Origin of the sequence: Acidiphilium rubrum, assembly GCF_900156265.1 — a bacterium.
Classification (GTDB): Bacteria; Pseudomonadota; Alphaproteobacteria; order Acetobacterales; family Acetobacteraceae; genus Acidiphilium; species Acidiphilium rubrum.
The window spans coordinates 200,043-223,215 of the sequence record NZ_FTNE01000001.1 but is presented as its reverse complement, the minus strand read 5'-3'; the positions used below and the strand labels follow the sequence as shown (position 1 = coordinate 223,215).

The following is a 23,173-nucleotide window of genomic DNA, read 5'->3' as shown; positions in this document are numbered from 1 at the left end:
TAGCGGCTGCCGCCGCACCGCTGCCCGCTTCCCCAGCCTCACGTTCGTCGCGTGAGGCTACAAAATCAAATCCATGAGCCGGCGCTGTGTCGCCGCCCATTCGCGCGACAGGAATGGCGATGTGGTGCCGACCGCGCTGACGGCATCGAGCAGGGGGAAGCTTTCGGCCTGATGGTGTTGGTGGTCCCAGCTGCCATCGGGTAAGCGCAGGATCGTGCCGTGGCCTTCGCAGCACCGGCGCCCGAGCCGTATTGTGCCGTCCGGAAAGGCTTGGTTGATGTGTTCAACCGCCGGCGCGACGGCGGCTGCGGGCAGCTTCTGGCCCGTGCGTTCGGCCCAAAGGGTTAGGGCGGTCAAACCTCTGATGACATCGTAGTGGTAAAATCGTGGAAAGCAGGGCAGCCTCCAGTGCGGGGCGGCGTCGCGTTCGGCTGCGTTGTGTTGGGATGTCGAGCCGGCGATGAGTTGGCGCCCGATCATGAAATCAGCCGCGCGGTCGAGAAAGCGGCGTTCGTCATCGCGCCGCGGTGCGTGGGATTTCAGGGTCAGCGCTTCGAACGCGGCGATCGTGCCGACCATTGAGCTCGGGCATTCGTCGTGCACCAGATAGGCGGAATCATCGCAATTCAGCCCGCCATCCGCCATCTGGTAGGTCGTGAACCATGGTTTGACCCATGGCAATTCCGCCTCGACATCGATGCCCCAGGCGTCGAGCACGCGGTAGACATTGCCGAGCTGGCAGTGGCAGGCGGTGTCGCGATAGGGGTCGCCGCCGTCGGGAAACTCGCTGGGGTGGATTGGGAAGATCTTGATCGGGGTTGCGTTCATGGCGGCGATGAAGGCGCGTATTGTGGGCGCGGGGATCAGGTGCGTTTCGCCCATTTCGTGCAGCAACAACATATGCCACCAGGGCGAATGCCATTTCGGCCAATAGGGGCTGGCTGCCAGGCAGTCCATTGCTGTGGGGGAGCCGAGATAATCGACTGTGGCCGCTATTTCAGCATTCAAATCCATCACCGACCTTCCAGCATCGTCACAATCCCCATCATGGAACGAGAGTGCCAACCTTGCTCATGGTTTGCAAAGGCAAGCCTTTGCTGGGGCCTGGGGCAAAGCCCCAGCCTTACTTGTTTCTCGCCCACAGCAATCCCGCCTTCCGCATCCGGTGCCGCAACTGATCATAGGTAATACCCAGCGCGGCGGCGGTGCGGCGTTGGTTGTGGCGGTGTTCGGCGAGGATGGCGGCGAGGGTGGCGGTGTCGGTGGGTGGCGGTGTGGGGGTGCCGAAGGGGTCGAGGCGGATGTGGTTGAGCGGGGCTTGCCAGTCGGTTTCGCGGTAGAGGCTGCGTTCGACGGTGTTGCGGAGTTCGCGGACGTTGCCGGGCCAGTGGTGCGCCAGGAGTTGGGCCTGGGCGGCTTGGGTGAAGCCGGCGAAGAAGCTGCGGCCGAGTTCGGCGGTCATGCGTTGGGCGAAGTGTTCGGCGAGGAGGAGGATGTCTTCGCCCCGGTCGCGCAGGGGCGGGATGCGGATGACGTCGAACGCGAGGCGGTCGAGCAGGTCGGCGCGGAATTTTTTGGCGGCGACATTGGCTTGCAGGTCTTCGTGGGTGGCGGCGATGACGCGGACGTCGACGGCGATGAGGTCGTTGCCGCCGACGCGTTCGAACACGCCGTATTCGATGACGCGGAGCAGTTTTTCCTGCACGGCGAGCGAGGCGTTGGCGATTTCATCGAGAAAGATGGTGCCGTGGTCGGCGAGTTCGAAGCGCGAGGCGCGGCGGCGGGTGGCGCCGGTGAAGGCGCCGGCTTCGTGGCCGAACAATTCGGAATCGAGCAGGGATTCCGACAGGGCGCCGCAGTTGAGTTGCAGCAAAGGCTGGTTCCAGCGGGTTGAGAGCAGCGCGAGGCGGCTGGCGATGAGTTCCTTGCCGGTGCCGCGTTCGCCGATGACGAGGACGGGGCGATCGATCGGGGCGAGGTCGGAGACATGGGCGAGCATGGCGCGGAAGGCGGCGCTTTGGCCGATCAGAGTGGTTTCGCTGGCGCTGGTGGTGACGGAAATGGGAGTTGTCCTGATATTTGGTGCTATTATTTAGCATTTTATGGTTGTTCGTAGGAAGCGAAATCGGCGTGGTTGTTTTGGATCAAGGGGTTAGCGGATGCCGGTGGGTTTCGGGCGGTTTGGCACGATCCATGCTTATGGTTTGCCATCTGCCTCTCTCACACAAAAGGAGGATCCCATGGGGATTTTCTCGCGCCTGTCCGATATCGTTAATTCCAACCTGAACGCACTGCTCGACCGGGCGGAAGACCCGCAGAAAGTGATCCGCCTGGTGATCCAGGAGATGGAGGATACGCTGGTCGAAGTGCGCTCGGCCGCGGTGCGGCTGATCGCCGAGCGGCGCGAGGTCGAGCGGCGGATGGCGGCGCTGACGCGCGATCAGGACGAGTGGCATCGCAAGGCGGCATTCGCCGTGCAGCGTGGGCGCGAGGATCTGGCGAAAGCGGCGCTGCTCGCGAAAAGCCGGGCGAGCCAGGCGATTGCCGAGGCGCAGGGCCAGATCGAGGCGGTGCAGGCGGCGATTGCGCAGCAGAACGAGGATGTCGGCAAGCTGCAGGCCAAGCTCGATGATGCGAAGGCGCGCGAGAAATCGATCGTGCTGCGCCAGCAGAGTGCGACGACGCGGTTGAAGGTGAAGCAGACGCTGTATGACGAGCGGGTGACCGATGCGTTCGCCCGGTTCGAGCAGGTGGAGCGCAATCTGGACCTGATGGAAGGCCGCGCCGAGGCGTATGATCTGGGCCGGCGGCCGGCGGCGCCGACGGTGGCCGAGGAGTTCGCGGCGCTGGAGGCCAATGATCAGGTCGAGCGCGAACTGGCCGAGCTGAAATCGCGGATCAAGGCAGAAGAAAAAGCCGCATAAACGCGCTGCAACGACAGGAGAGGTTTCATGTTGGATTACATGCCATTTCTGATCCCGATTATCTCGATCATCTGCGTCTACGGGTTCAAGGCCTATAAGATGCACCTCCAATACCGCGGCACCAGCGTGTCGAGCGCGGATCGTCAGTTGATCGAAAGCCTGTCGGCCGCCGCACAGCGGCTGGAACAGCGGGTGGCGACACTGGAGCGTGCCCTGCTCGACGCCGAGACACCCTATTCCCGCAGCACGGAGGTATAGTTATGGGCGCGGTCATACTCGCCGAATTGCCGAACACGCTGGTGCCGCTGGGGTTGGGGTTCATGCTGTTCGTCGCACCGGTGTGGCTGTGGCTGCACTACCGGCGCGGCGGCGGCAGGCAGGCCGAGTTGCAACGGCTGGAAGCGGCGATCTCCGCGCTTTCGAACAATGCCCAACGGTTGGAACAGCGCGTCATTCCACTCGAGACCGCGCTGCTCGATGCCGAACACGCCTATCGCACCCGCGTTTAAAATCAGGTCATTGAACCATGAGCACGACCATGAACCGTTCGGATTTCACCATCGCCGTCTCCGCGCGCCGCGGCGCGCTGGCCGGCGTGTGCGCCGCCCTGGCGGCCTTCATCGAGGTACCGTGCTGGATCATCCGCGCGGTCGCCGTGCTGTTACTGATGTGGCACCCGATTGCAGCGATCCTGGTCTATCTGGCGCTTGCCGCCTTCATCCGCCACGGGCGCGGGCGGTTCTCGCAGCGGCTGTCCAGCTTGCGCGACCGGGTTGCCCCGCCGCGCGCGCCGGACATGCCCGGGCCAGGGTCAGCGCCGCGGCCGATCTTGCCGATCGATGGGCTGGCGTCGCGCTTCGCCAATCTGGATCTGCGGCTCGCCCGGCTGGAAGCCCGCGCGGCCGACCCCGATCGCCTGTTGCGCCGCCGGTTCGACCGGCTGTAATATTCATCGTCTCGTGAGGACACGCGCCATGACCGAAAAACTCATCAAGCAGCGCAAGCCAGCGGAACCGCCGTCGGCACCGGCCCTGCCAGGATTGATCAGCGCGCCGCCACGGCGGGAGCGCACCACGGGGCGCGCTGCCCTGATCATCGGGCCGGCGATCGGGTTCGCGCTGGCCGCCAGCCTGGCTATTTCGTTTGCTCTGGCGCTGGCCGGCGGTGCCGGACAGGCCGCACTGGGCAGCACCCACGATCACGGCAAAGCGCGGATGGCGGTGTTCGTCCTGTGAAGCGCACGATGTTCATGGTTCTCGCGGCCGCGTTGGGGCTGATGCCCGGGGCCGAGGCGGCGACAGTGCATCCGGCGCTGGCGCCGTTCCATGCGATCCGGATCGATGGCGTGGCGCACGTTGTCTTTACCGAGGCGCCCGATCAATCGGTGACCGCGACGGGCCGAACGGCCACGCTGAAACGGCTCCGCCTGACCGTTGAAAACGGCGTGCTGGTGATGCGGATGAAGAGTGGGGCGTCATCCAGTGGCGATGATACGGTCAGGCTGGCGCTCACGGCGCCGCTGCTCGACCACGTCACGGTCAGCGGCATGGCGAGCGGCGATCTGCGCGGGCTGACCGGGCCGGCGTTCACCCTGGACGTGTCGGGCACCGCGCGCCTGACCATGAGCGGGGCGGTGCAGCGGGCGATGCTGACCGTGAGCGGTGCTGGGCAGGTCGATGCAAAACGACTGGTCGCGGATGATCTGACGCTGAAAATCGACGGCACCGGGGTGGTCCGGGGCTATGCCAGCAAGGTTGTGCATGTCAGTGTCAGCGGGGTTGGGACCGCCCATGTCGCGGGTGATCCGCCGGTGCGGGACGTGTCGAAAAGCGGGATCGGTCTGGTCGAGTTCAACTGACCGGCCGGAACCCTGGGTGAGGCGGCGGAGACAAGATCGATGATTTCATGAGAGGGCTGGTTCGGTTCGCGATGGCGGTCGTTGCCGTGTTCATCGCAACGGTGTCAGCCCCGGCGGCTGACACCACCGTCACACGCGCCGTCGCACCGTTCACTTCATTGCGGGTCGATGGTCATTTCATCCTGCACGTCAGCCAGGGCACCACCCAGTCGGTGCAGCTGGCCGGGGATCCCTACCTGATCAACAACCTCCAGATCGGTGTTGCCAAAGGCGTGTTGAGCATCGACCGGCCGCACGGGTTCGACCTGCCGAAACACCAGACCGTCACGATTACCATCACCGCGCCCGAGCTCACCGCGGTTGGGCTGCGGGGGCTGGTGCATGCGAGTGTCACCGGCCTCGCGGGACCAGCGTTCGCGCTGACCAACAACGGCGCCGCCGCCGCCACATTGACCGGTGCAGTGGGGCGGTTCACGCTGATTTCGCGCGGGGTCAGCTCGATCGACGCCGGCGGGCTGCATGCCAAGACGGTGACGATGCTGGTGCGCGGCCAGGGCAATCTGCGCGTGTTCGCAAGCCAGGTGGCGGACGTGACGATGTACGGCGAAGGCCGCATCGATGTGCTGGGCCACCCGAAGGTGCATCAGTTCAAGACCCTGGCCTACGGGGTCATCAGCCTTAAGTGAGGGTGGTGCAGCGATCGGCCTCAGGCGGCTTCGCGGCGTAATCCGGCTTGCAGCGAACGACGGGAGGTTGCGAGATGCGCCGCCATCGCCCGGGCCGCGGCATCGCGCTTGCCGGCGCGCAATGCCAGTAGAATGGCCAGATGTTCAGCGATCGCGATGCGGCTGCGTTCGGTCTCCTGCTGCTTGTCCCATTGGTAATGGTAGTGGAACAGGAACGAGACGATATCGAAAAAGTCGCGTGCGAACCGGTTTTGCAGATGGCCGATCAGCCAGAGGTGAAAATCGCGGTCCAGCGTGGGAAACTCGGCGTAGCGCTCGGCCAGCGCCGCCTCGATCGCGCGGTGGCGCGCGATCATGACATCGGCGGCGGTGGCGAAATCGGGGTCCTGACCGGAAGGGATGCGGTTGATCGCCGCCATTTCGATCAGCTCGCGCATGTCGGCCACTTCGGCTGCGAAACCGTCGTGGAATTCCTGCAACACCCAGCCGCCGCGCGGCTGTTTGGCGATCAGCCCGAAACGGGAAAACCCGATCAGGAATTCCCGCACCGATACCGTGCTGGCGTTGCTGTCGCGTGCCAGCTCGGCCTCGGAAAACACGTGGCCGGGCCGCCAATCGCCCAGCAGGACGCGCTGCATGAAGATCAGCTCGATCTGATCCTGTGGGCCGCTGGTTTCGGCATCGTCGAAATAATCGGCGGTGACCGGGGCGCGGGCGATCGCCACACCGTCGTCTTCACGCCGCAGCACACCCAGCGCGATCAACCGTTCGAGCGCGGCGCGCACCGTGGTGCGGCTGACGTCGAACTGCCGGGCCAGTGCACTGTCCGACCCCAGCATGCCGCCACCCAGCGTTGCCACATGGTCAAGCAGGGCATTGCTCGTGCGTTTCAGCAGCGTATTCGGCTTGGCCATGGTGGCGGATGCCTATCGAAGTGATGGACACAATCCGGCGGCGAGCCCGCCGGATTGAACGATCATCACTTTGCGGCGAGCGGCGTCAGATTGGCAAGACCGGTCGTATAGACGCCGGTGATTGCGGTGATCGCCGCCTTGTTGTCCATGCCGGGCTTGGGGTGCGCCGAAAGATCGGCGCGCTTGAAGCTGCCGGTCCAGGTGACGCGGGTCTTGTCGGCGCCGAGCTTGGTCACCGAAATGGTCGAGTAGTAATGGCTGACCGGCAACACCTTCATGTTGGAGGCGGTCGGCTGGATAATGTAGCTGTAGCGCATCCGCGCCGCGCTGTAGTGCTTCAGCTGCTCGGTGACGACCGGGCCACCGAGATTGAGCGTGCGGACAGATCCGGGCTGGTTGCCCATGGTCGCACTGCTGGATTTGACGGCCGGCACCCAGGTGAGCGTGCCGAACTGGTCGATGATGCTCCAAACCTTGGCTGCGGGCGCTGCGATCACCACGGTTTTGGTGACGTGCAGGACCGGCGCCGCCTGTGCAGTGCCGATTCCGGCGATAGCGAGCCCAAGGGCCGCGATCGGCAGCGCGCCCATTGCGGTGCGCCGTGACATTAAGTGATCCAAGACGTTTCTCCTGTTAATTTTCTCGTCAGTGAGGTGTCCCTTTTTCATGGGACATCGCTCTGTACACAATTCCGTGCTGCCCGACCAGTAACTAACTGGAACTCAAACTATCAGGACGCGCAGCTTTCTGTCGGCGCACCGGCCAGTGGCCGGTTGTCACCCCGCAACGCCGATGGCGCGGCGGGGTGGCACGCGTTCAGCCGGCGTCGAGTTCCTTGGCGCTGTGCACCACCTTGGCAACCATGCCGTATTTGATCGCCTCGTCGGCACCCATCCAGTAATTCCGGTCGGTGTCCTTCTCGACGCGCTCAAGACTCTGGCCGGTTTCACGCGCGATGATGCGGTTGATCCGCTCGCGCATCTTGATGATCTCGCGCGCCTCGATCTCGATATCGGTCGCAGGGCCACGTACCCCGCCCATCGGTTGATGCAGCAGAAAGCGCGTGTTCGGCAGGCAGAACCGGCGGTCCTTGTGGCCGGCCAGGAAAATCAGCGCCCCGGCACTCGCCACCCATCCCGTGCCGATCATGCGCACCGGCGAGGTTGCATCGACATAGCGGATCACGTCGTGAATCGTATCGCCACTCTCGACATGGCCGCCCGGCGAATTGACATAGACATCGATCGGCTCGTCCGCCGCGCCCGACAACGCCAGCAACTGACCTGTTACCGCGCGGGCGATCCGGTCGTGAATTTCGCCGAAAATCAGAACCTTGCGCTGCTTGAACAGGCGGCTCTCCAACTCGGCACCCGGCGCCTTCGGCTCCTTTTTGTCGGCGTCCTTCGGATCCGCCTCCGGAGCATCCTCCTCGTCAGCCCGCGGGGCGATCCAGTTCCGATATGCGTTCGTCATCCGTTACTCCTGCAAATAGATCGACCCATTGTGCGTGAACGACGCCGCGCTGTCGAGATGATCAGCCACACCAGCCATGCGGGTCACTCCGGGATGGGCGGTTGGTATCTTGGAGTGACGACGACGGAAGCAAGGCCATGGCGACCCGCAACGCAACAGGTGTTGCGGATTTCTGTTGCGAAGTGGAACAGCCCGCGCGGGTTGTGCGGGGTGGCAGCGTTGGGTTTGCGGGATCGGGCCGGTTTGGCACGAAGGATGCAAGGATTGCGGGCGGATCGACCAAACGAGGAAACGACAATGAAAGCAGCCGTGCTGCACGACTATGACGAAGCGCTGAGCAATCCGGTGTTCGTCACCTATGAGGATGTCCCCGATCCGGCGATCAAGGGGCCGAACGACGTGATCGTGCGGATTGGCGGCGCGGGTGTGTGCCGGACGGATCTGCATGTGATCGAGGGGATCTGGCGCAGCAAGGTTGACCTGGCACTGCCGCATATTCTGGGTCACGAGAATGCCGGCTGGATCGAGGCGCTGGGCAAGGGTGTCACGCATCTGAAGGTGGGGGACCCGGTGATATGTCATCCGTTGATCACCTCGGGTCATTGCCTGGCGTGCCGGCGGGGCGAGGACATGCATGCCGATGAGAGCGAGTTTCCGGGCATCAACGTCAATGGCGGCTATGCGCAGTATTTGCGGACCGGCGCGCGGTCGATCATCAAGCTGCCGGAGACCCTGTCGCCCAAGGATGTCGCGCCGCACACCGACGCGGGATTGACCGCGTATCGCGCGGCGAAGAAGGCCTCGCGGCATCTGCTGCCGGGCGAGTTCGCTGTGGTGATCGGCGCGGGCGGGCTTGGCCATATCGGCATTCAGGTGTTGCGGGCGTTGTGCGCGGCGCAGATCATTATTGTTGATCGGGCGGACATGGCGCTGAAACTGGCGCAGGAGTGCGGCGCCGATTTCGCGGTGAAGGCGGACGGGTCGGAGGTGGACGAGGTTCTGCGCCTGACCAAGGGCAAGGGTGCGGAGGCGGTGATCGACTTCGTGGGCGAGGGCGATGCGGTTGCGAAAGGTCTTGCAATGACCCGCAACGCCGGGTTTTACTATATCGTGGGGTATGGCGGTAAGATCGATATTCCCACGATCGACATGATCACTTCGGAGAAGACCATCGTCGGCAATCTGGTGGGCACCTATCCCGAGTTGATCGAACTGATGGCGCTGGCCGACCAGGGCAAAGTCACCCTTGCGACGCGCGAATACCGGCTTGAAGACGCCAATACTGCGCTGCATGACCTGCACCACGGCAAAGTCCGTGGCCGCGCCGTGTTGGTTCCCTGAAGCTCCATTCAACAAAAAGGAAACGGACAAGATATGTACAAGGCAAAAGACGGATCGGAGATTTTCATCATCGATGGGCATGTGCATCTGTGGGATGCGAGCCCGGAGAATATCCGCAATATTCACGGCAAGCAGTTCATCGACTGTTTCTACGGTTATCACGCGTCGCTGTCGCCGCCGGAACAGCTGTGGACCGCGGAAAAATTCGCCAAATATGGCGCCGAGCAGATGGTCAAGGATCTGTTCATCGACGGGCCGGACGACATGGCGATCTTTCAGCCGACCTATCTCAAGGATTTCTACAAGAACGGCTTCAACACGCTCGAGCAGAACGCCATTCTGGGCCAGCGCTACCCCAATCGCTTCATCCTGAACGGTGCGTTCGATCCCCGGGATGGCGAGGGCGGGCTTGAGGCGCTGGAGGCGCAGGCGGAAACCTACAAGCTCAGGGGCGTGAAGCTCTACACCGCGGAGTGGAACGGCGACAGCCGCGGGTACAAACTCTCTGATCCGGCGGCCTATAAATATTTGGAGAAATGCGAGAAGCTCGGCATCAAGAACATTCATGTTCACAAGGGCCCGACGATTCTGCCGCTCGACCGCGATGCGTTCGATGTCGCCGATATCGATCATTGCGCCACCGATTTTCCGAACCTGAACTTCATCGTCGAGCATTGCGGTCTGCCGCGCCTCGATGATTTCTGCTGGATCGCGACGCAGGAATCCAACGTCTATGGCGGGCTCGCCGTGGTGTTGCCGTTCATTCACACGCGGCCGGGGTATTTCGCGAAGGTGATTTCGGAATTGCTGTTCTGGATCGGCGAGGACAAGATCCTGTTCGGTTCGGATTACGGCATCTGGACGCCGCAATGGCTGGTCGAGAAATTCATGAACTTCGACCTGCCGGACGAAGTGATGAAGGAGACCGGCAAGGAGCTGACGATGACGGCGAAGCGCAAGATTCTCGGCGAAAATGCGGCCCGGATCTATGGCGTCGATATCGCGAGCCAGCGGGCCAAGCTCGACCGGATGGAACAGGTCGCGGCGTGAACCTCAGCCTTGAGGCGCGCACCCGTGCGGTGCGCGCCGCTCTCGATCAGGTGACCGATCCGGAACTCGATGAGAGCGTGGTCGAACTCGGCTTCATCACCGGCATCGACATCGCCGAAACCGGTGCCGTCGACATCAGGTTCCGGCTGCCGACCTATTGGTGTGCCGCGAATTTTTCGTATCTGATGGCGGCCGACATGCGCGATGCGGTGCGGGCGCTGCCGTGGGTGGCGTCGGTCGCGGTGACGCTCGATGAGCATATGTTCATCGATGCGATCAACGACGGTATCGCGCAGGACAAGGATTTCGTCGATGCGTTTCCGACCGAGGCCGGTAATGATCTGGCCAGCATCCGTCTGCAATTCGGCCTGAAGGCGATGGAGCGGCGGCAGGAGGCGTTGCTGCGGCATCTGCTGGCGGCCGGGCATGATCCGGTCGCCTTTCTGTCGCTCGATATCGCGGGGTTGGAGGCGCTGGCGCTCGATGCCGCGGGTGCGGCGCTCAGGCGGCGCTATCTCGAACGGCGCGACCTTGCCGGGGGCTTGCCGCGCGCACTGGTGACCAGCGGGGGTGAGCCGATCATGCACGAAACCTTACCGGTCTATCTGCGCCATATCAGCCGGGTCGGGTTGAATGCGGAGTTCAACGGCGCGCTGTGCCGCGGGCTGCTGGCGGTGCGTTATGCCACCCCGGCAGCATTGCCGGCGGAACCGGAACTGGCCGATTTCATGCGCCAGGGCATCGCTCAGACGGCGCGACCGTAATAGATCGCGGCGACATGGGTGGCCTCGGCGAAGAAGAGCCAGCGCTCGATGAACAGGCCGGCGCCGGTGCAAATTGCTGCGAGCGGGGCGGCGATCATTGGTGCGATGCCGATCGCCGCCAGTAGCGCGAACAGGCCGGGCAGGCCGAAGGCGACGACCAGGGCGATCCGGCGGAGCTTGGCCGCGTGCTTGCGCGCGATCTGATAGCCCATTTCGCGCAGGATATAGTTTTCGGTGAAATGCGGCTGATCGAGCGGTGTCACGCTGCCGAACGCGGCCAGGCCGGTCGCGGATGCGAGGGTGGTGAGCGGTGCCTGCCGGTCGATGAAGCGCCAGTATCCGAGTTTGGCGACCGCCGCGACCAGTGCGGCGAGGGCCGCCAGTGCGCCAGTGAGGCGCGCATGGCCGGTCCAGATGCCGGTAAGGGCGGCGAGCAGCGTGGCGCCGGACAACGCGGCGAAGATCAGATAATCGGGCGCGGTATGCCGGTTGTGCCACTGCCGGATCGGCTTGAGGCTGGCATAGATCATGGCGGTGCAATACACCGTTGCGAGCGCCATGAACGCCGCCAGCAGGCCGAGCGCGCGGGTGGCCGGCGCGCCGGCGCCGGCAAAATACCACAGCGCCGCGAAGCCGAGCGCCGGCGGATAGGTCAGGACCGAGGCGACGCCTTCACGCGACAGCCATGACGATCGCCATTGGCTGAACGCGCGCCACGCCCGTTCCGGCCGGCCGAGATGCAGCGTCGAGGCGAGCAGGCCGCCGCTCGCGAAAGCCAGCGCGATCATGACGCCGACCGGCAGAAACCAGAGCGCGTGCGGCAGCAGTCCGAGCGCGCAGAACAGCCCGAGCCAGGCGAGCAGACCGTAGCCGAAGCCGGTCAGGGTGGTCAGCAGGAGGACGGAGCTTGCCGGGGTCATCGCGACAGCACCCGGTCGACCAGGGTGAGCAGGGCAGCACCGAGTCCGGTGCCGCTGCGCACCGGCGTTTCGGTTGCGCGGGTCGGGATCATGGCGCGGCGCGGCGGCAGGTATTTATTGACCGGGTTGTAGCCGAGCTCGGGCATCAGATCGACACCGCCGCGGGCTGCGACCAGTTTCGAGACATCGCTCGAAGGATCGCCCAGATCGCCGAAATGCCGCGCGCGCGAGGGGCAGGTTGCGACGCAGGCCGGTTCGCGCTCGGCCTCCGGCAGGCTGGTGTTGTAGATCCGGTCGATGCAGAGCGTGCATTTTTTCATCACGCCCGCATCCTCATCGAACTCGCGCGCCCCGTACGGGCAGGCCCAGGAGCAGAGTTTGCAGCCGATGCAGATATCGGTGTTGACCAGCACGATGCCGTCTTCGGCGCGTTTGTACGAGGCACCGGTGGGGCAGACGGTGACGCATTGCGGCGTCTCGCAATGCAGGCAGGAGCGGGGAAAATTGACGGTGCGGCCGCCGCAGCCATCGTCTTTGCCGGTGGCCTCGTAGGAGTGGATGCGGTTGAACCACACGCCATCGGGGTCGGCGCCGTATTTGTCGTAATCGGGCAGCGGTGCGGAATGGCCGCCGGTGTTCCATTCCTTGCAGTTCACCGCGCAGGCATGGCAGCCGACGCAGGTATCGAGGTCGATCACCAGGCCGAGTTTTTTGGCACCCTCGATCGGTTGCGGGAGCGAGGTCATTCCGCGGCCCTCCGTGGCGTGTAGGCGGATGGCGCGAACATCGGTTCTGTGACTTCCTGCGTGTCGGGCGCGCATTTTTCGATCCGCACCGTCACGTCGAACCAGGCGGCCTGACCGGTGACCGGGTCGGAGTTCGAGGCGCGGTGACCCGCGCCATCCTCGGGCAGATATTCGGAGATGATGTGGTTGAGCAGGAAGGCGCGGCGGGATTCCGGTGCCTCCTTGGCGAGCGCCCAGGCGCCGGTGCGCTTGCCGATGGCGTTCCAGGTCCATACCGTGTTCGGGTTCACGCCGTCCATGATCCGCACCTGGCATTTCACCCGGCCGTTGCGCGAGACAAGCTCGATCCAGTCGTCATCGGCCAGATCATGCGCTGCGGCCAGATCGCGGTGCAGGTAGAGCCGGTTTTCCGATAATATCTGGCGGAGCCACGCGTTCTGCGAGCCCCATGAATGATACATCGCCATCGGCCGCTGGGTGATCGCGTGCAGGGGAAAGCGATCGGGGTCGGTCATGCTCTGCTCGATCGGCGGATACCAGATCGGCAAGGGGTCCATCATGCTGGCGATCCGCGCGCGCAGCCGGGCGGGCGGGATACGGCTGCCGTGACCTTCGGCGGCGAGGCGGAACGTCTGGAGGATTTCGCTGTAGAGATGCAGAACGATCTGATCATCGGTCTCGATCAGCCCCATCGCTTTCGCCCCGCTCAGATAGGCGCGATTCGCGTGTTTGTAGTAGAGCTGCTCGGCCGGCAGATGGTGCTGCCAGAAGCCGTGATTCTCGACATAGCGGCGCAGCTGGTCCGGGTTGACCGCGCCCTTGCCGATCGCGGTGCCATCGGCGCCGCGAAACCCGGCGAGCGGGCCGACGCCGGGTTTGCGCTCGTGGCGGACCATGTAGTCGGCGTAGGATTGGTAGCGTTTTTCGCCCTGTTCATCGACGAATTGCGGCAGGCCGAGCCGGCCGGCCAGATCGATCAGCACATCCTGAAACGGCCGCACATCGCGGTCCGGCTTGAGCACCGGCACCCGGATGGCATCGGCCGGCCCGTGCGCCGAGCCGATCGGCCGGTCGAGCAGGGAAATACAGTCGTAGCGTTCGAGGTAGGTGGTGTCGGGCAGGACCAGATCGGCGTAGGCGACGGTTTCCGAGGCGAAGGCGTCGGCGTAGATCACGAAGGGGATGCGGTAATTGCCGTCCTGATCATGGTCGGTCAGCATGCGCATCGTCTCGCCGGGATTCATCGCCGAGTTCCAGGCCATGTTTGACATGTACAGGAACAGCGTATCGATTTTATCGCCGCCGCCGGCATGGGCCTCGGCGATCGCCATGTGCATCAGGCCATGAATGCCGAGCGGTGCCTCCCATGAAAACGCCCGGTCCAGCCGCAGCGGTTCGCCCTCGTCATCGACCAGCAGATCCGCGGGACTAGACGGGAAGCCCAGCACCGCGGCGCTCAGCGCGCCATCCGGATCGTGCCGGTCGCCGCCCGGTGCCGGGCCGCCGGGGATCGGTTTCGGATAGGGCGATTTATAGCGCCATGAACCCGGCGTATCGACCGCGCCGATCAGCATTTGCAACACGTGGATCGCGCGGCACGAATGAAACCCGTTGGAATGGGCGGAAATACCGCGCATGGCGTGCATCGCGACGGGCCGCCCCGTCATGGTCGGATGGGTGCGCCCTTCGGTATCGGTCCAGGGCTGATCGAGGCTGATCGCCTGGTTGAACGCGATTTCGGCGATTTCGGCGGCGATGCGGCGGATATCGGCCGCATCGATGCCGCAGCGCGCGGCGACCGCTTCCGGTGCGTAATCGGGCGCGGTGTAGCGCGCCGCCAGAATGTCGAACGCCGGGCGGGCGCTGCGGCCATCGCTCGTTGTGAAGCGGCCGAGCAGGGCGGGGTCGGTGGCAGTAGCCATCGCATCCGTCACGCTCTGCGTCGCACGATCGAAGGCGAGCGGCTTGCCCGCCGCATCGCGCAGGAACAGGCCGTGATCGGGTGCGCCGGGATCATCGATCACCAGATAATGCGCATTGGTGTAGCGGATCAGAAATTCGGTATCGATCGACCCGGTTTCGAGCAGGCAATGGATCAGCGCCAGCACGAACAGGCCATCGGTGCCCGGCGTGATCGCGATGAATTCATCGGCGATCGCCGAATAGCCGGTGCGGATCGGATTGATCGAAACGATCTTGGCGCCGCGCTCCTTGAGCTTGGCCAGACCCAGCTTGATCGGGTTGGAATCATGGTCCTCCGCGACGCCGAACAGCAGGAACAATTTGGCGTGCTCCCAGTCCGGCTCGCCGAATTCCCAGAACGCGCCGCCGACCGAATACAACCCCCCGGCCGCCATGTTGACCGAGCAGAACCCGCCATGGGCCGCGAAATTGCGCGTGCCGAACATGCGCGCGAACAGGCCGGTGAGCGCCTGCGACTGATCGCGCCCGGTGAACAGGGCGAGTTTATGCGGATCATCGGCGCGGATGTGCGCGAGCCGGTCGGTCGCGATGGCCATCGCCTCGTCCCACTCGATTTCGACGAATTCGCCCGCCCCGCGCGGCCCCGCGCGCTTGAGCGGCTTGCGCAGCCGCGATGGCGAAATCGCCGTCATGATGCCGGCCGAGCCCTTGCCGCACAGCACGCCGCGGTTCACCGGATGATCGCGGTTACCCTCGATATAGCGGAGCTTGCCGTCCTTCAGATGGACTTTGATGCCGCAGCGGCAGGCGCACATATAGCACGTGGTATAGGCAACCGCATCGCCGACCGGTGCTGAATAGTCGATATTATCTTTGGGCATGGGACACCTCTGGCCCCTTTATGGCGGGGATGATCGGGCTCAACCATCCGTCCGGCGTGATCGAACCGATCGGTCAGGCCGATCGATGCCGCCGGTTTTGCGCGGCTTCGCAGATCGCCGCGACCAGGGCATCGACATCGGCTTCGGTAGTGCGGTGATTGACGATGGCGGCGCGCAGCACACGCTTGCCACCGATCAGCGTGGTCGAGACGACGAATTGCCCCGCCTCCTGCAGATCGGCCGCGAGATCGCTGTTCAGCCCATCGAGGTCCGGCCCGCCGTCGTCATAGCGAAAACACACGATGTTCAGTGCGACCGGGGCGGCGAGGACCAGCATCGGGCTCGCCGCAAGCGTTGCCGCGAGGCGTTGCGCGAGGTCGCAGCCATGATCGACGATGGCACCCAGCCGCGCGGTGCCATAGGCCTCGAGCGTCATCCACACTTTCAGGGCGCGAAACCCGCGCGACAGATCGGGCCCGAGGTCGCACGGCCAGGGCGCGCCGCCCGCCAGGCCGCGCGCCGTGTTGGTCAAATACGAGGCGGATTGCGCGAAACTGTCGAGCATCCATTGTTGCTCGCGCACCAGGATGCAGCCGGAATCATATTGCACCTGCGCCCATTTGTGAAAATCGAACGCGACCGAATCCGCCTGCCCGATGCCATCGAGCAGCGCCGCGCGGCTGGGTGACAACGCGAGCAGCGCGCCGAACGCGGCATCGACATGAAACCACAGCCCGTGCCGCGCCGCGACCGCGGCCAGTGCGGCCAGATCATCGATCGCGCCGATATCGACGCTGCCGGCCGTGCCGACCAGCAGAAACGGCGCACACCCGGCCGCGCGATCGGCGATAATCCGCGCCTCCAGTGCTGCGAGGTCGATCCGCCCCGAATCATCCGTGCCGATCCGGCGCAGCGCGGCGCTGCCCAACCCCGCCATGTCGAACGCGCCGGGCACGCAGCGGTGCACGCCCTCCTGTGCGTAGCCCACCAGCGGGGCACCTTCCACGCCGTCCCGCCGGACAGCGGGGCCGCAGAAGCGCCGCCGCGCGCAGAGCAACGCGATGAAATTGGCGATCGATGATCCGGTCACCATCAGACCGCCGGTGGTCTCCGGCAGGCCGAGCATGGCGGCGGACCAGGCGATCACCTGGCGTTCGACCGCGAGGCCGACGTGATCGCGCCCGCCGCAATTCTCGTTCAGCCCGGCCGCGAGCAATTCCGCCAGCATCCCGACCGGATTGCCGCCGCCCTGCACCCAGCCCATGAAGCGCGGATGGGTGTTGCCCGATGCATAGGGTGCGATGGTTTCGGTGAACCGCGCGTAGGCCGCCTCCGGCCCGGTGCCTGCGACCGGCAGTGCGGCGGTAAAGCCCGACCGGATCGATGGTGGCATCGGGCGCCAGACCGGAGAGGCCGATAATCCCGCCAGCCGGTCGATCATGTCGTCCATCATCCGATGGCCGAGCGCGCGCAGGCCGCTCCAATCGTCAGGGTCGAGTGTGGTCATGCCCGCGTGCTTATCGAGCGGCGGTACGGCGGTAAAGGGTTGCGCCCGGCCGGTTGCGACGCAATCTGTCGTGCGGACATTTGAGGAGACATTCATGCAATACCGTAAACTCGGCGACAGCGACCTGACCGTATCGGACATCGCGCTCGGCTCGTGGCTGACCTATTCCGGCGGCGTCGAAAAGGACCAGTCGATCGCCTGCGTCAAACGCGCGCTGGAACTTGGCATCACACTGATCGACACCGCCAATATCTACGGCAAGGGTGCCGCCGAAACCGTGCTGGGCGAGGCGCTCGCCGGGGTGCGGCGTGATAGCTACGTGCTGGCGACCAAGCTGTTCTTTCCGATGACCGAGACCGACAAGGGCCTGTCGCGCGCGCAGATCGAAAAACAGCTCGATGCGTCGCTCAAACGGCTCCGCGTCGATCATGTCGATCTCTACCAATGCCACCGCTACGATCCCGAAACGCCGCTGCATGAAACCATGGAAGCGCTGACCGCAGCGGTGAAATCCGGCAAGACCCGCTATGTCGGGTTTTCCGAATGGCCGGTCGAGAAAATCCGCGAAGCAACCGAGATGATGGGGGTTGCGAAATTCGTCTCCAGCCAGCCGCAATATTCGATGATCTGGCGCAAGCCGGAAGACGCGGTGATCCCCTATTGCGCCGCCCACGGCATTTCGCAGATCGTCTGGTCCCCGCTCGGCCAGGGTATTCTGACCGGAAAATACCACCCCGGCGCCAAGCCGCCGGCCGGGTCGCGCGCGACCAGCGCCAGCATGGGCCATTTCCTGCAGGATTTGACCGAGCGGCGCGCGGTGCTCGAAGCGGTGCAGGCCATGCAGCCGCTGGCCCAGCAGGCCGGGCTGACGCTCGCGCAGTTCGCCCTCGCCTGGGTGCTGCGCGAGCCCAATGTCGCCGCCGCGATCATCGGGGCATCGCGCCCCGCGCAGATCGACGAGAACATCAAGGCGTCGGACGCGAAGGTCGATCCGGCGCTGTTCACCCGCGCCGAAGCGCTGATGATGCCCGCGCTGCAAGCGGCTTGAACGATGGCGCTGCAAGCGGCCTGATCAGGGCCGGTTCACCTCGCGATCGAACGGGTGAACCGGCTGATCATGCGGGTGGATCAGGTAGCGGCGGATGACATCGCCGTAGCCCTGGTAGACCAGCCCGCCGTTATCGCGCAGCAGCCGGCTGCGCTCCTGGCGATACCAGCGCGGCAGCCGGTACCATGGCAGGCCGGGCCGCTCGTGATGCGCGCTGTGCAGATTGTTGAACAGGAACAGCCAGCCGAGCAGCCGGGCGTTTTCGACCACGGCGGTCCGGTGCGCCGCATCGGGTGCGGCGCGGTGCTCAGCGAAGGAGCGGATCAGCAGCAGCGCGGTGCCGGGCAGAATGAACAGCAGCGCGTAGTGCAGCGGGCTGATGCCGCACACCGCGACGACCCAGACCACGATGAGCGCTGCGATCGGCAGATGCACCGCCCAGGCGGCGCGCACGCCGGGCTCATTGCGCCACAGGCGACCAGACTCATGCAATAAAAACCGCGTGATCATCCAGGGCGGCCCGATCAGCAGCCGCCCGGCCAGCCGCGCCGAGCCATGCACGATGATCCGCGCCGCCGGATGCAGGCGGTGCCAACCGATCGCCGTCCAGTAATAGGTTTCGGGATCTTCCAGCGGATCGGTCAGATATTCGTTGCGATGATGCGCGATGTGCAAGGCGCGGTACCGATCGAACGGCAGGAACAGCGCGAGCGCGGGCAGGCCGAGCGCCCGATTGACCGCGGCGACGCGGGTCGGATGACCGTGGATCAACTCATGCTGCAACGAGCCATGCCAGGCGATGATCCACGCCCCACCGATCAGCAGTAGCGGCCAGGGAATTGCCGCATGAAACCAGGTCAGGCCAAGCCAGAGCCCGTAAATCACGATCGTCAGTCCCAGCGTCGGCCATTCGATGGCCGGAACGATCTGGGTTGCGTGGGGTTTTGCATGCGGTTTCGAATCGATCGGGAGCATGGGGTCGGTTTAAAATCAGAATGAACTGATGGAAACGTGCGAGTTGTAGACAGAACGCGTCATGTGATGATAATTCACACATCACGATGATGATGATCCACCATGGTTCCTGATCGCCGGATCGCCGCGCCCGCGTTTCGCGACCGCCTGCTCGACGTGATTGCCCAGCGCGGCATGACGCAGGCGGCGTTTGCCCGCGCCACCGGGCTCGATCGATCGACCTTGACGCAATTGCTCAGCGACCAGACCCCTCGCCTGCCGCGCGCGGAAACGCTGGTGGCGATCGCCACCGCCTGCGGCGTCTCGACCGACTGGCTGCTCGGGCTCAATCTGCGCGAACAGGTGACCCAGGCGAGTTTCGGCGAGATCATGCAGATCGAACCGCATGAGGGTCTGCCGATCGATGACCGGATGTTTCAATGGATGGTCGAGACCGCCGGCAACAAGATCCGCACCGTGCCGGTCGGCTTCCCCGATCTGTTGAAGACCGAAGCCGTGCTGATGCATGAATATCGCCACGCGAGCGGCGATGCGCCGCCCCGCTGGGACAGCGTGACCAGCCGGCTGGAATATCTGCAACGCCCGGAAACCGAAATCGAAGCCTGCGCCGCGGTCCAGGCGATCGAGGAATTCGCCGCTGGCCGGGGTGTCTGGGCCGGTCTGGCGGCGGTTGACCGGGCCGAACAGATCGCGCGCATCCAGACCCTCAGCCGCGAGCTGTACCCGAGTTTCCGGCTGTTCCTGTTCGACCGGCGCGATTTGTATTCCGTGCCGTTCACCGTGTTCGGCACCACGCGCGCGGCCGTGTTCGTCGGCGGATTTTATTTCGTGTTCACCTGGACCGAGCATATCCGCGCCCTGATCCGCCGGTTCGACCAGCTGGTGCGCGGCGCGGTGGTGCAACCGCCCGACATCGCGGCGTTTTTCTCTAACCTGAAAGTACCCCCGGATTGAGCCAGACCGCCAAGGCGCCGATCGTCGAGCTCGGCGCGCGCCTCAGCATCGATGACCTCGAAGCGCTCGCCCACGGCGGTGCCACGCCCGCGCTCGCATCGCCCGCCGTGCCCCGCATCGCCGCCGGACGCGCCGTGGTCGAGCGCATCGTCGCCGCCGGCATCCCCGCCTATGGCGTGACGACGGGGGTGGGCAGCCAGAAGGATTTCGCGGTCGATCCCGCCACCATCGCCGCCTTCAACGACCGGTTGATCACCGCCCATGCCACGATCGCGCCGGCTCCGCGCGCCAGCCGCGCCGGGGTGCGGGCGGCGCTGGCGATCCAGCTGCACATCATGGCGTCAGGGCGTACCGGCGTGCGGCCGGTGCTGGTCGATGCGCTGCTGGCGCGGTTGCAGGCGGATGACTTGCCGGATGCGGTACTCGGCTCATCGTCGGGCATGTCGGATATCGTTGCGATGAGCCAATTATCGCTCGGCATCATCGGCCGCGCTGGCGTCGGCGCCGGCGGGCGCGGCGCGGCATCGCTCGATGGGCTGGCCGCGAAGGAGGCGCTGTCGCTGCTCAACAGCAACGCTTTCACCCTCGGCCTCGGCAGCCTGGCGCTGGCCGAGGCGCGGCGGCTGTTCGCGGTGCAAAACCTCGTCGCCTGCCTGTCGCTCGAAGGGTTTCAGGGCAATGCGGCGTCATGGAGCGAGGCGGTCGATCAGGCGCGCGGCCAGCCGGGGCAGAGTGCGGTGGGCCAGCGCCTGCGCGCGGCGCTGGCCGGTGGCGCGCTGCTGGCCGGCGGGGTGAACCGCTTGTTGCAGGACCCGTTGAGCTTTCGCTGCGTGCCGCAAATCCACGGCGCGGCGGCGGCGGCGCTCGATTTCGCGTGGGACGCCTGGGAGCGGGAGTTGAACGCGATCCCCGATAATCCGTTGGTGCTGTGGGGCGATGACGCGCCGGCCCCGTTCATCTCGCACGGCAACATGGACACCACGCTGCTGGCCTTGACGCTCGATACGCTGCGGCTCGCTTTGGCCAGGCTGTGCGATGCCGCGGGCGAGCGCATCCATAAAATCCAATGGGCGCAGTTCAGCGGCTTGCCCACCGGGCTGGCCGGGCACGACGCGGCGGATGGCGGGGTACAGTTTCTCAACCTCGGTCACATCGCCGCCGGTTGCCTCGCATCGGTGCGGCAGGCGGCGAACCCGGCGGTGCTGAATTTTCGCGGCCAGCTGGGCGACGGGGTCGAGGATGTGGCGGGCAACGCGCCGGTCGCGGTCGATCAGCTCGAACAGATGCTCGCACCGGCGTGGAACCTCGCCACGATCGAGGCGGTCTGTGCCGCCTGGGCGATCGCGCGGCGCGGCATCGCTCCCGCGACGCTGGGTGCCCGCACCGGACCGCTGTTCACCGCCCTGCGGCCGCTGCTGCCGATCGGCGTGGAAGGCGAGGCAATTTTCGACCTGAGTGCGGCGCGCGCCATTGTTATCGCCGCGTCATGAGCGCCGCGCCGGTTGCCAGCCTTGCGATGTACGATCTGCCGCAATTGCGCCCGGCGATCGATCGGCTGTGGCAGGCGATCCGCGACCGGATGCGGGCAGACGGCATCGCACAGGTGCCGGACGCGCTGGCGCATGACCGACCGCTGGAGACGATCTGGCGTGATCCGGCCCTGGTACTGGCGCAGACCTGCGGCCTGCCGTTCATGACCACGCTGCGCGAAACCGTCCGTCTGGTGGCAACCCCGTGCTACGATCTGCCCGGCTGCGATGGGGCGGATTATTGCAGCCTCATCATCGTGCGGTCCGATCATCCGGCCCAGCGCATTGCCGATCTGCGCGGCGGCATCGCCGCGATCAACGGCTGGAACAGCCAATCCGGCATGAGCGCGTTGCGCGCGGTGGTGGCACCGGTCGCCGGTGGCCCATCGTTTTTCCGGCGCGTGCTGGTGACCGGCGCGCATCGCGACAGCCTGCGCGCGGTCCGCACCGGTGCGGCCGATATCGCCGCGATCGATTGCGTGACGCACGGGCTTTTGGCTGATCACGCACCCGGCGAATGCGCCGGCACCCGCGTGCTGTGCCGCTCCCCCACCACGCCCGGCCTGCCGCTGGTCACCGCCGCCGCGACGCAAGATGAGGTGGTGCAGCGCATGATCGCGGCGCTGGAGGCTGTGATGGACGATCCGTCACTGGCCAGTGTCCGCGCGATCCTGCATATCAAAGGGATCGCGCGGCTCACCGCCGCCGATTACGCGCCGATCCGCACGATGGGCGAAGCCGCCGCGGCGCGGGGGTATCCGGCACTCGGCTGAGCGAGGAGACTGGCTTGAAAATCGATCCGCACCGCTTCCGCATCAAACCCGGCGACACCGTCCGGCTGCACAAGCTGCCAACCGAAATCGAGCCGTTTTTCGATTCGAAGAAGAGCTACAAAAAACTGCTGTCCGACCATGTCGATCAGTTGAGCGCCTTGCAACAGCTCCTCTACGCCTCGAACCGCCACGCGATCCTGCTGATCTTTCAGGCGATGGACGCGGCCGGCAAGGACGGCGTGATCAAGCACGTGATGTCGGGCGTCAATCCGCAGGGCTGCCAGGTGTTCAGCTTCAAGCACCCGAGCGCGCTGGAACAGCAGCATGATTTTCTGTGGCGCACCACCCGCAACCTGCCCGAACGCGGCCGGATCGGCATATTCAACCGCTCCTATTACGAGGAAGTGCTGATCACGCGGGTGCATCCCGACATTCTGACCAGCGAGGCCCTGCCCGACCCGCCGCCGGACAATCCGCACGACATGGGCGCGTTCTGGGATACCCGCTATCGCTCGATCAACGATCTGGAGCATCACCTGACGCTGAACGGCACCAGAATCATCAAATTCTTCCTGCACCTGTCGAAAGATGAACAGCGCAAGCGCTTCCTCGCACGGATCGACGATCCGGCAAAGAACTGGAAATTCAGCACCGCCGACATCGAGGAACGCGGCTTCTGGGACCAGTATCAGGCCGCCTACGAAGCCTGCCTCGATGCGACCAGCACCGCCGAGGCACCATGGTACGTCGTGCCGGCCGATGACAAGCACAACGCCCGCCTCATCGTGTCACAGATCATTCTCGACACGCTGACCGCGCTCGATATGAACTACCCGCGCACCGACCACGCACGGCGCGCCGCCCTGCTCGAGATCCGCAAACAATTGCTCGCCTGACGCTGTCGATG

At 65.0% G+C, this 23,173-nt stretch carries 25 protein-coding genes; 15 read left to right on the top strand and 10 right to left on the bottom strand.

What is annotated here, in order from left to right; genetic code table 11:
* Window positions 1-57: 57 nt before the first annotated feature.
* Window positions 58-1,014 (bottom strand): hypothetical protein, encoded by a 957-nt coding sequence (locus BW994_RS00995; protein ID WP_139333932.1) that lies wholly within the window; start codon window positions 1,012-1,014, stop codon window positions 58-60.
* 109 nt (window positions 1,015-1,123) lie between these two features.
* Window positions 1,124-2,026, bottom strand: coding sequence for a sigma 54-interacting transcriptional regulator (locus BW994_RS00990; RefSeq protein ID WP_456303715.1), 903 nt, complete (start codon window positions 2,024-2,026; stop codon window positions 1,124-1,126).
* 214 nt (window positions 2,027-2,240) lie between these two features.
* Here BW994_RS00990 and pspA point away from each other — a divergent pair, with 214 nt between their 5' ends.
* From pspA to BW994_RS00955, 7 genes are read left to right on the top strand one after another with little or no spacing between them, the layout of a single operon-like run.
* Window positions 2,241-2,924, top strand: coding sequence for a phage shock protein PspA (pspA, locus tag BW994_RS00985; RefSeq protein ID WP_029312426.1), 684 nt, complete (start codon window positions 2,241-2,243; stop codon window positions 2,922-2,924).
* 27 nt (window positions 2,925-2,951) lie between these two features.
* Window positions 2,952-3,182, top strand: coding sequence for a hypothetical protein (locus tag BW994_RS00980; protein WP_076454296.1), 231 nt, complete (start codon window positions 2,952-2,954; stop codon window positions 3,180-3,182).
* A 2-nt stretch (window positions 3,183-3,184) separates the two neighbouring features.
* Window positions 3,185-3,433 (top strand): hypothetical protein, encoded by a 249-nt coding sequence (locus tag BW994_RS00975; RefSeq protein WP_029312424.1) that lies wholly within the window; start codon window positions 3,185-3,187, stop codon window positions 3,431-3,433.
* Window positions 3,434-3,462: 29 nt separating this feature from the next.
* Window positions 3,463-3,870, top strand: coding sequence for a PspC domain-containing protein (locus tag BW994_RS00970; RefSeq protein WP_162176804.1), 408 nt, complete (start codon window positions 3,463-3,465; stop codon window positions 3,868-3,870).
* Window positions 3,871-3,898: 28 nt separating this feature from the next.
* Window positions 3,899-4,159 (top strand): hypothetical protein, encoded by a 261-nt coding sequence (locus BW994_RS00965; protein ID WP_029312422.1) that lies wholly within the window; start codon window positions 3,899-3,901, stop codon window positions 4,157-4,159.
* Window positions 4,156-4,782, top strand: a complete 627-nt coding sequence (locus BW994_RS00960) for a GIN domain-containing protein (RefSeq protein ID WP_029312421.1) — start codon at window positions 4,156-4,158, stop codon at window positions 4,780-4,782. The genes BW994_RS00965 and BW994_RS00960 overlap by 4 nt, the downstream gene beginning before the upstream one ends.
* Before the next feature lie 47 nt (window positions 4,783-4,829).
* The gene (locus BW994_RS00955; RefSeq protein WP_029312420.1) at window positions 4,830-5,468 is read left to right on the top strand and encodes a GIN domain-containing protein; all 639 of its coding nucleotides are present in this window, start codon (window positions 4,830-4,832) and stop codon (window positions 5,466-5,468) included.
* 20 nt (window positions 5,469-5,488) lie between these two features.
* Here BW994_RS00955 and BW994_RS00950 read toward each other — a convergent pair whose 3' ends face one another.
* The 3 genes from BW994_RS00950 to BW994_RS00940 form a co-directional block, all read right to left on the bottom strand.
* Window positions 5,489-6,382 carry a GntR family transcriptional regulator gene (locus BW994_RS00950; protein WP_029312419.1) on the bottom strand — a complete coding sequence of 298 codons (894 nt, stop codon included), beginning with the start codon at window positions 6,380-6,382 and terminating at the stop codon, window positions 5,489-5,491.
* Window positions 6,383-6,447: 65 nt separating this feature from the next.
* Window positions 6,448-6,990: an SRPBCC family protein gene (locus BW994_RS00945; protein ID WP_035229236.1), complete on the bottom strand. Its 543-nt coding sequence runs from the start codon at window positions 6,988-6,990 to the stop codon at window positions 6,448-6,450.
* A gap of 208 nt (window positions 6,991-7,198) precedes the next feature.
* Window positions 7,199-7,855, bottom strand: a complete 657-nt coding sequence (locus BW994_RS00940; RefSeq protein ID WP_029312417.1) for an ATP-dependent Clp protease proteolytic subunit — start codon at window positions 7,853-7,855, stop codon at window positions 7,199-7,201.
* 297 nt (window positions 7,856-8,152) lie between these two features.
* On the opposite strand from BW994_RS00940, the gene BW994_RS00935 reads away from it, so the two are divergent.
* The 3 genes from BW994_RS00935 to BW994_RS00925 are packed head-to-tail and all read left to right on the top strand — an operon-like array spanning window position 8,153 to window position 11,010.
* The gene (locus BW994_RS00935; RefSeq protein ID WP_029312416.1) at window positions 8,153-9,196 is read left to right on the top strand and encodes an NAD(P)-dependent alcohol dehydrogenase; all 1,044 of its coding nucleotides are present in this window, start codon (window positions 8,153-8,155) and stop codon (window positions 9,194-9,196) included.
* Window positions 9,197-9,229: 33 nt separating this feature from the next.
* Window positions 9,230-10,246 (top strand): amidohydrolase family protein, encoded by a 1,017-nt coding sequence (locus BW994_RS00930; RefSeq protein WP_029312415.1) that lies wholly within the window; start codon window positions 9,230-9,232, stop codon window positions 10,244-10,246.
* Window positions 10,243-11,010, top strand: a complete 768-nt coding sequence (locus BW994_RS00925) for a metal-sulfur cluster assembly factor (protein WP_029312414.1) — start codon at window positions 10,243-10,245, stop codon at window positions 11,008-11,010. The genes BW994_RS00930 and BW994_RS00925 overlap by 4 nt, the downstream gene beginning before the upstream one ends.
* Here the strand turns inward: BW994_RS00925 and BW994_RS00920 are convergent.
* From BW994_RS00920 to BW994_RS00905, 4 genes are all read right to left on the bottom strand, one after another.
* Window positions 10,992-11,930, bottom strand: a complete 939-nt coding sequence (locus BW994_RS00920) for a dimethyl sulfoxide reductase anchor subunit family protein (RefSeq protein ID WP_029312413.1) — start codon at window positions 11,928-11,930, stop codon at window positions 10,992-10,994. The genes BW994_RS00925 and BW994_RS00920 overlap by 19 nt on opposite strands.
* The gene (locus tag BW994_RS00915) at window positions 11,927-12,676 is read right to left on the bottom strand and encodes a 4Fe-4S dicluster domain-containing protein (RefSeq protein WP_029312412.1); all 750 of its coding nucleotides are present in this window, start codon (window positions 12,674-12,676) and stop codon (window positions 11,927-11,929) included. Before BW994_RS00915 ends, BW994_RS00920 begins: the two co-directional genes overlap by 4 nt.
* On the bottom strand, window positions 12,673-15,480 hold the full coding sequence (locus BW994_RS00910; RefSeq protein ID WP_029312411.1) for a molybdopterin oxidoreductase family protein: 2,808 nt from the start codon (window positions 15,478-15,480) through the stop codon (window positions 12,673-12,675). Before BW994_RS00910 ends, BW994_RS00915 begins: the two co-directional genes overlap by 4 nt.
* A gap of 73 nt (window positions 15,481-15,553) precedes the next feature.
* Window positions 15,554-16,987 carry a pyridoxal phosphate-dependent decarboxylase family protein gene (locus BW994_RS00905; RefSeq protein WP_029312410.1) on the bottom strand — a complete coding sequence of 478 codons (1,434 nt, stop codon included), beginning with the start codon at window positions 16,985-16,987 and terminating at the stop codon, window positions 15,554-15,556.
* Window positions 16,988-17,081: 94 nt separating this feature from the next.
* Here BW994_RS00905 and BW994_RS00900 point away from each other — a divergent pair, with 94 nt between their 5' ends.
* Window positions 17,082-18,035 carry an aldo/keto reductase family protein gene (locus BW994_RS00900; RefSeq protein WP_029312409.1) on the top strand — a complete coding sequence of 318 codons (954 nt, stop codon included), beginning with the start codon at window positions 17,082-17,084 and terminating at the stop codon, window positions 18,033-18,035.
* Between the two features lie 24 nt (window positions 18,036-18,059).
* On the opposite strand, the gene BW994_RS00895 is transcribed toward BW994_RS00900, so the two are convergent.
* Window positions 18,060-19,010, bottom strand: coding sequence for a fatty acid desaturase (locus tag BW994_RS00895; protein ID WP_051657422.1), 951 nt, complete (start codon window positions 19,008-19,010; stop codon window positions 18,060-18,062).
* A gap of 102 nt (window positions 19,011-19,112) precedes the next feature.
* On the opposite strand from BW994_RS00895, the gene BW994_RS00890 reads away from it, so the two are divergent.
* Genes BW994_RS00890 through BW994_RS00875 form a run of 4 tightly spaced genes read left to right on the top strand, consistent with a single transcriptional unit; the run spans window position 19,113 to window position 23,162 of the window.
* Window positions 19,113-19,964: a helix-turn-helix domain-containing protein gene (locus tag BW994_RS00890; protein WP_029312407.1), complete on the top strand. Its 852-nt coding sequence runs from the start codon at window positions 19,113-19,115 to the stop codon at window positions 19,962-19,964.
* On the top strand, window positions 19,961-21,454 hold the full coding sequence (locus tag BW994_RS00885) for an aromatic amino acid lyase (protein ID WP_029312406.1): 1,494 nt from the start codon (window positions 19,961-19,963) through the stop codon (window positions 21,452-21,454). Before BW994_RS00890 ends, BW994_RS00885 begins: the two co-directional genes overlap by 4 nt.
* Complete coding sequence (locus BW994_RS00880) at window positions 21,451-22,266, top strand: phosphate/phosphite/phosphonate ABC transporter substrate-binding protein (protein ID WP_029312405.1); 816 nt, start codon at window positions 21,451-21,453, stop codon at window positions 22,264-22,266. Before BW994_RS00885 ends, BW994_RS00880 begins: the two co-directional genes overlap by 4 nt.
* A gap of 14 nt (window positions 22,267-22,280) precedes the next feature.
* Window positions 22,281-23,162, top strand: a complete 882-nt coding sequence (locus BW994_RS00875; protein ID WP_029312404.1) for an ADP-polyphosphate phosphotransferase — start codon at window positions 22,281-22,283, stop codon at window positions 23,160-23,162.
* Window positions 23,163-23,173: the final 11 nt, after the last annotated feature.

Excerpts from the sequence above, each read along its gene's own strand:
- BW994_RS00930 (WP_029312415.1), top strand. The coding sequence starts at position 9,230 with ATGTACAAGGCAAAAGACGGATCGGAGATTTTCATCATCGATGGGCAT.
- BW994_RS00895 (WP_051657422.1), bottom strand. The coding sequence starts at position 19,010 with ATGCTCCCGATCGATTCGAAACCGCATGCAAAACCCCACGCAACCCAG.
- BW994_RS00935 (WP_029312416.1), top strand. The coding sequence starts at position 8,153 with ATGAAAGCAGCCGTGCTGCACGACTATGACGAAGCGCTGAGCAATCCG.
- BW994_RS00920 (WP_029312413.1), bottom strand. The coding sequence starts at position 11,930 with ATGACCCCGGCAAGCTCCGTCCTCCTGCTGACCACCCTGACCGGCTTC.
- BW994_RS00970 (WP_162176804.1), top strand. The coding sequence starts at position 3,463 with ATGAACCGTTCGGATTTCACCATCGCCGTCTCCGCGCGCCGCGGCGCG.
- BW994_RS00945 (WP_035229236.1), bottom strand. The coding sequence starts at position 6,990 with ATGTCACGGCGCACCGCAATGGGCGCGCTGCCGATCGCGGCCCTTGGG.
- BW994_RS00980 (WP_076454296.1), top strand. The coding sequence starts at position 2,952 with ATGTTGGATTACATGCCATTTCTGATCCCGATTATCTCGATCATCTGC.
- BW994_RS00915 (WP_029312412.1), bottom strand. The coding sequence starts at position 12,676 with ATGACCTCGCTCCCGCAACCGATCGAGGGTGCCAAAAAACTCGGCCTG.
- BW994_RS00910 (WP_029312411.1), bottom strand. The coding sequence starts at position 15,480 with ATGCCCAAAGATAATATCGACTATTCAGCACCGGTCGGCGATGCGGTT.
- BW994_RS00975 (WP_029312424.1), top strand. The coding sequence starts at position 3,185 with ATGGGCGCGGTCATACTCGCCGAATTGCCGAACACGCTGGTGCCGCTG.
- BW994_RS00995 (WP_139333932.1), bottom strand. The coding sequence starts at position 1,014 with ATGGATTTGAATGCTGAAATAGCGGCCACAGTCGATTATCTCGGCTCC.
- BW994_RS00950 (WP_029312419.1), bottom strand. The coding sequence starts at position 6,382 with ATGGCCAAGCCGAATACGCTGCTGAAACGCACGAGCAATGCCCTGCTT.
- BW994_RS00905 (WP_029312410.1), bottom strand. The coding sequence starts at position 16,987 with ATGACCACACTCGACCCTGACGATTGGAGCGGCCTGCGCGCGCTCGGC.
- pspA (WP_029312426.1), top strand. The coding sequence starts at position 2,241 with ATGGGGATTTTCTCGCGCCTGTCCGATATCGTTAATTCCAACCTGAAC.
- BW994_RS00900 (WP_029312409.1), top strand. The coding sequence starts at position 17,082 with ATGCAATACCGTAAACTCGGCGACAGCGACCTGACCGTATCGGACATC.
- BW994_RS00955 (WP_029312420.1), top strand. The coding sequence starts at position 4,830 with ATGAGAGGGCTGGTTCGGTTCGCGATGGCGGTCGTTGCCGTGTTCATC.
- BW994_RS00965 (WP_029312422.1), top strand. The coding sequence starts at position 3,899 with ATGACCGAAAAACTCATCAAGCAGCGCAAGCCAGCGGAACCGCCGTCG.
- BW994_RS00890 (WP_029312407.1), top strand. The coding sequence starts at position 19,113 with ATGGTTCCTGATCGCCGGATCGCCGCGCCCGCGTTTCGCGACCGCCTG.
- BW994_RS00880 (WP_029312405.1), top strand. The coding sequence starts at position 21,451 with ATGAGCGCCGCGCCGGTTGCCAGCCTTGCGATGTACGATCTGCCGCAA.
- BW994_RS00940 (WP_029312417.1), bottom strand. The coding sequence starts at position 7,855 with ATGACGAACGCATATCGGAACTGGATCGCCCCGCGGGCTGACGAGGAG.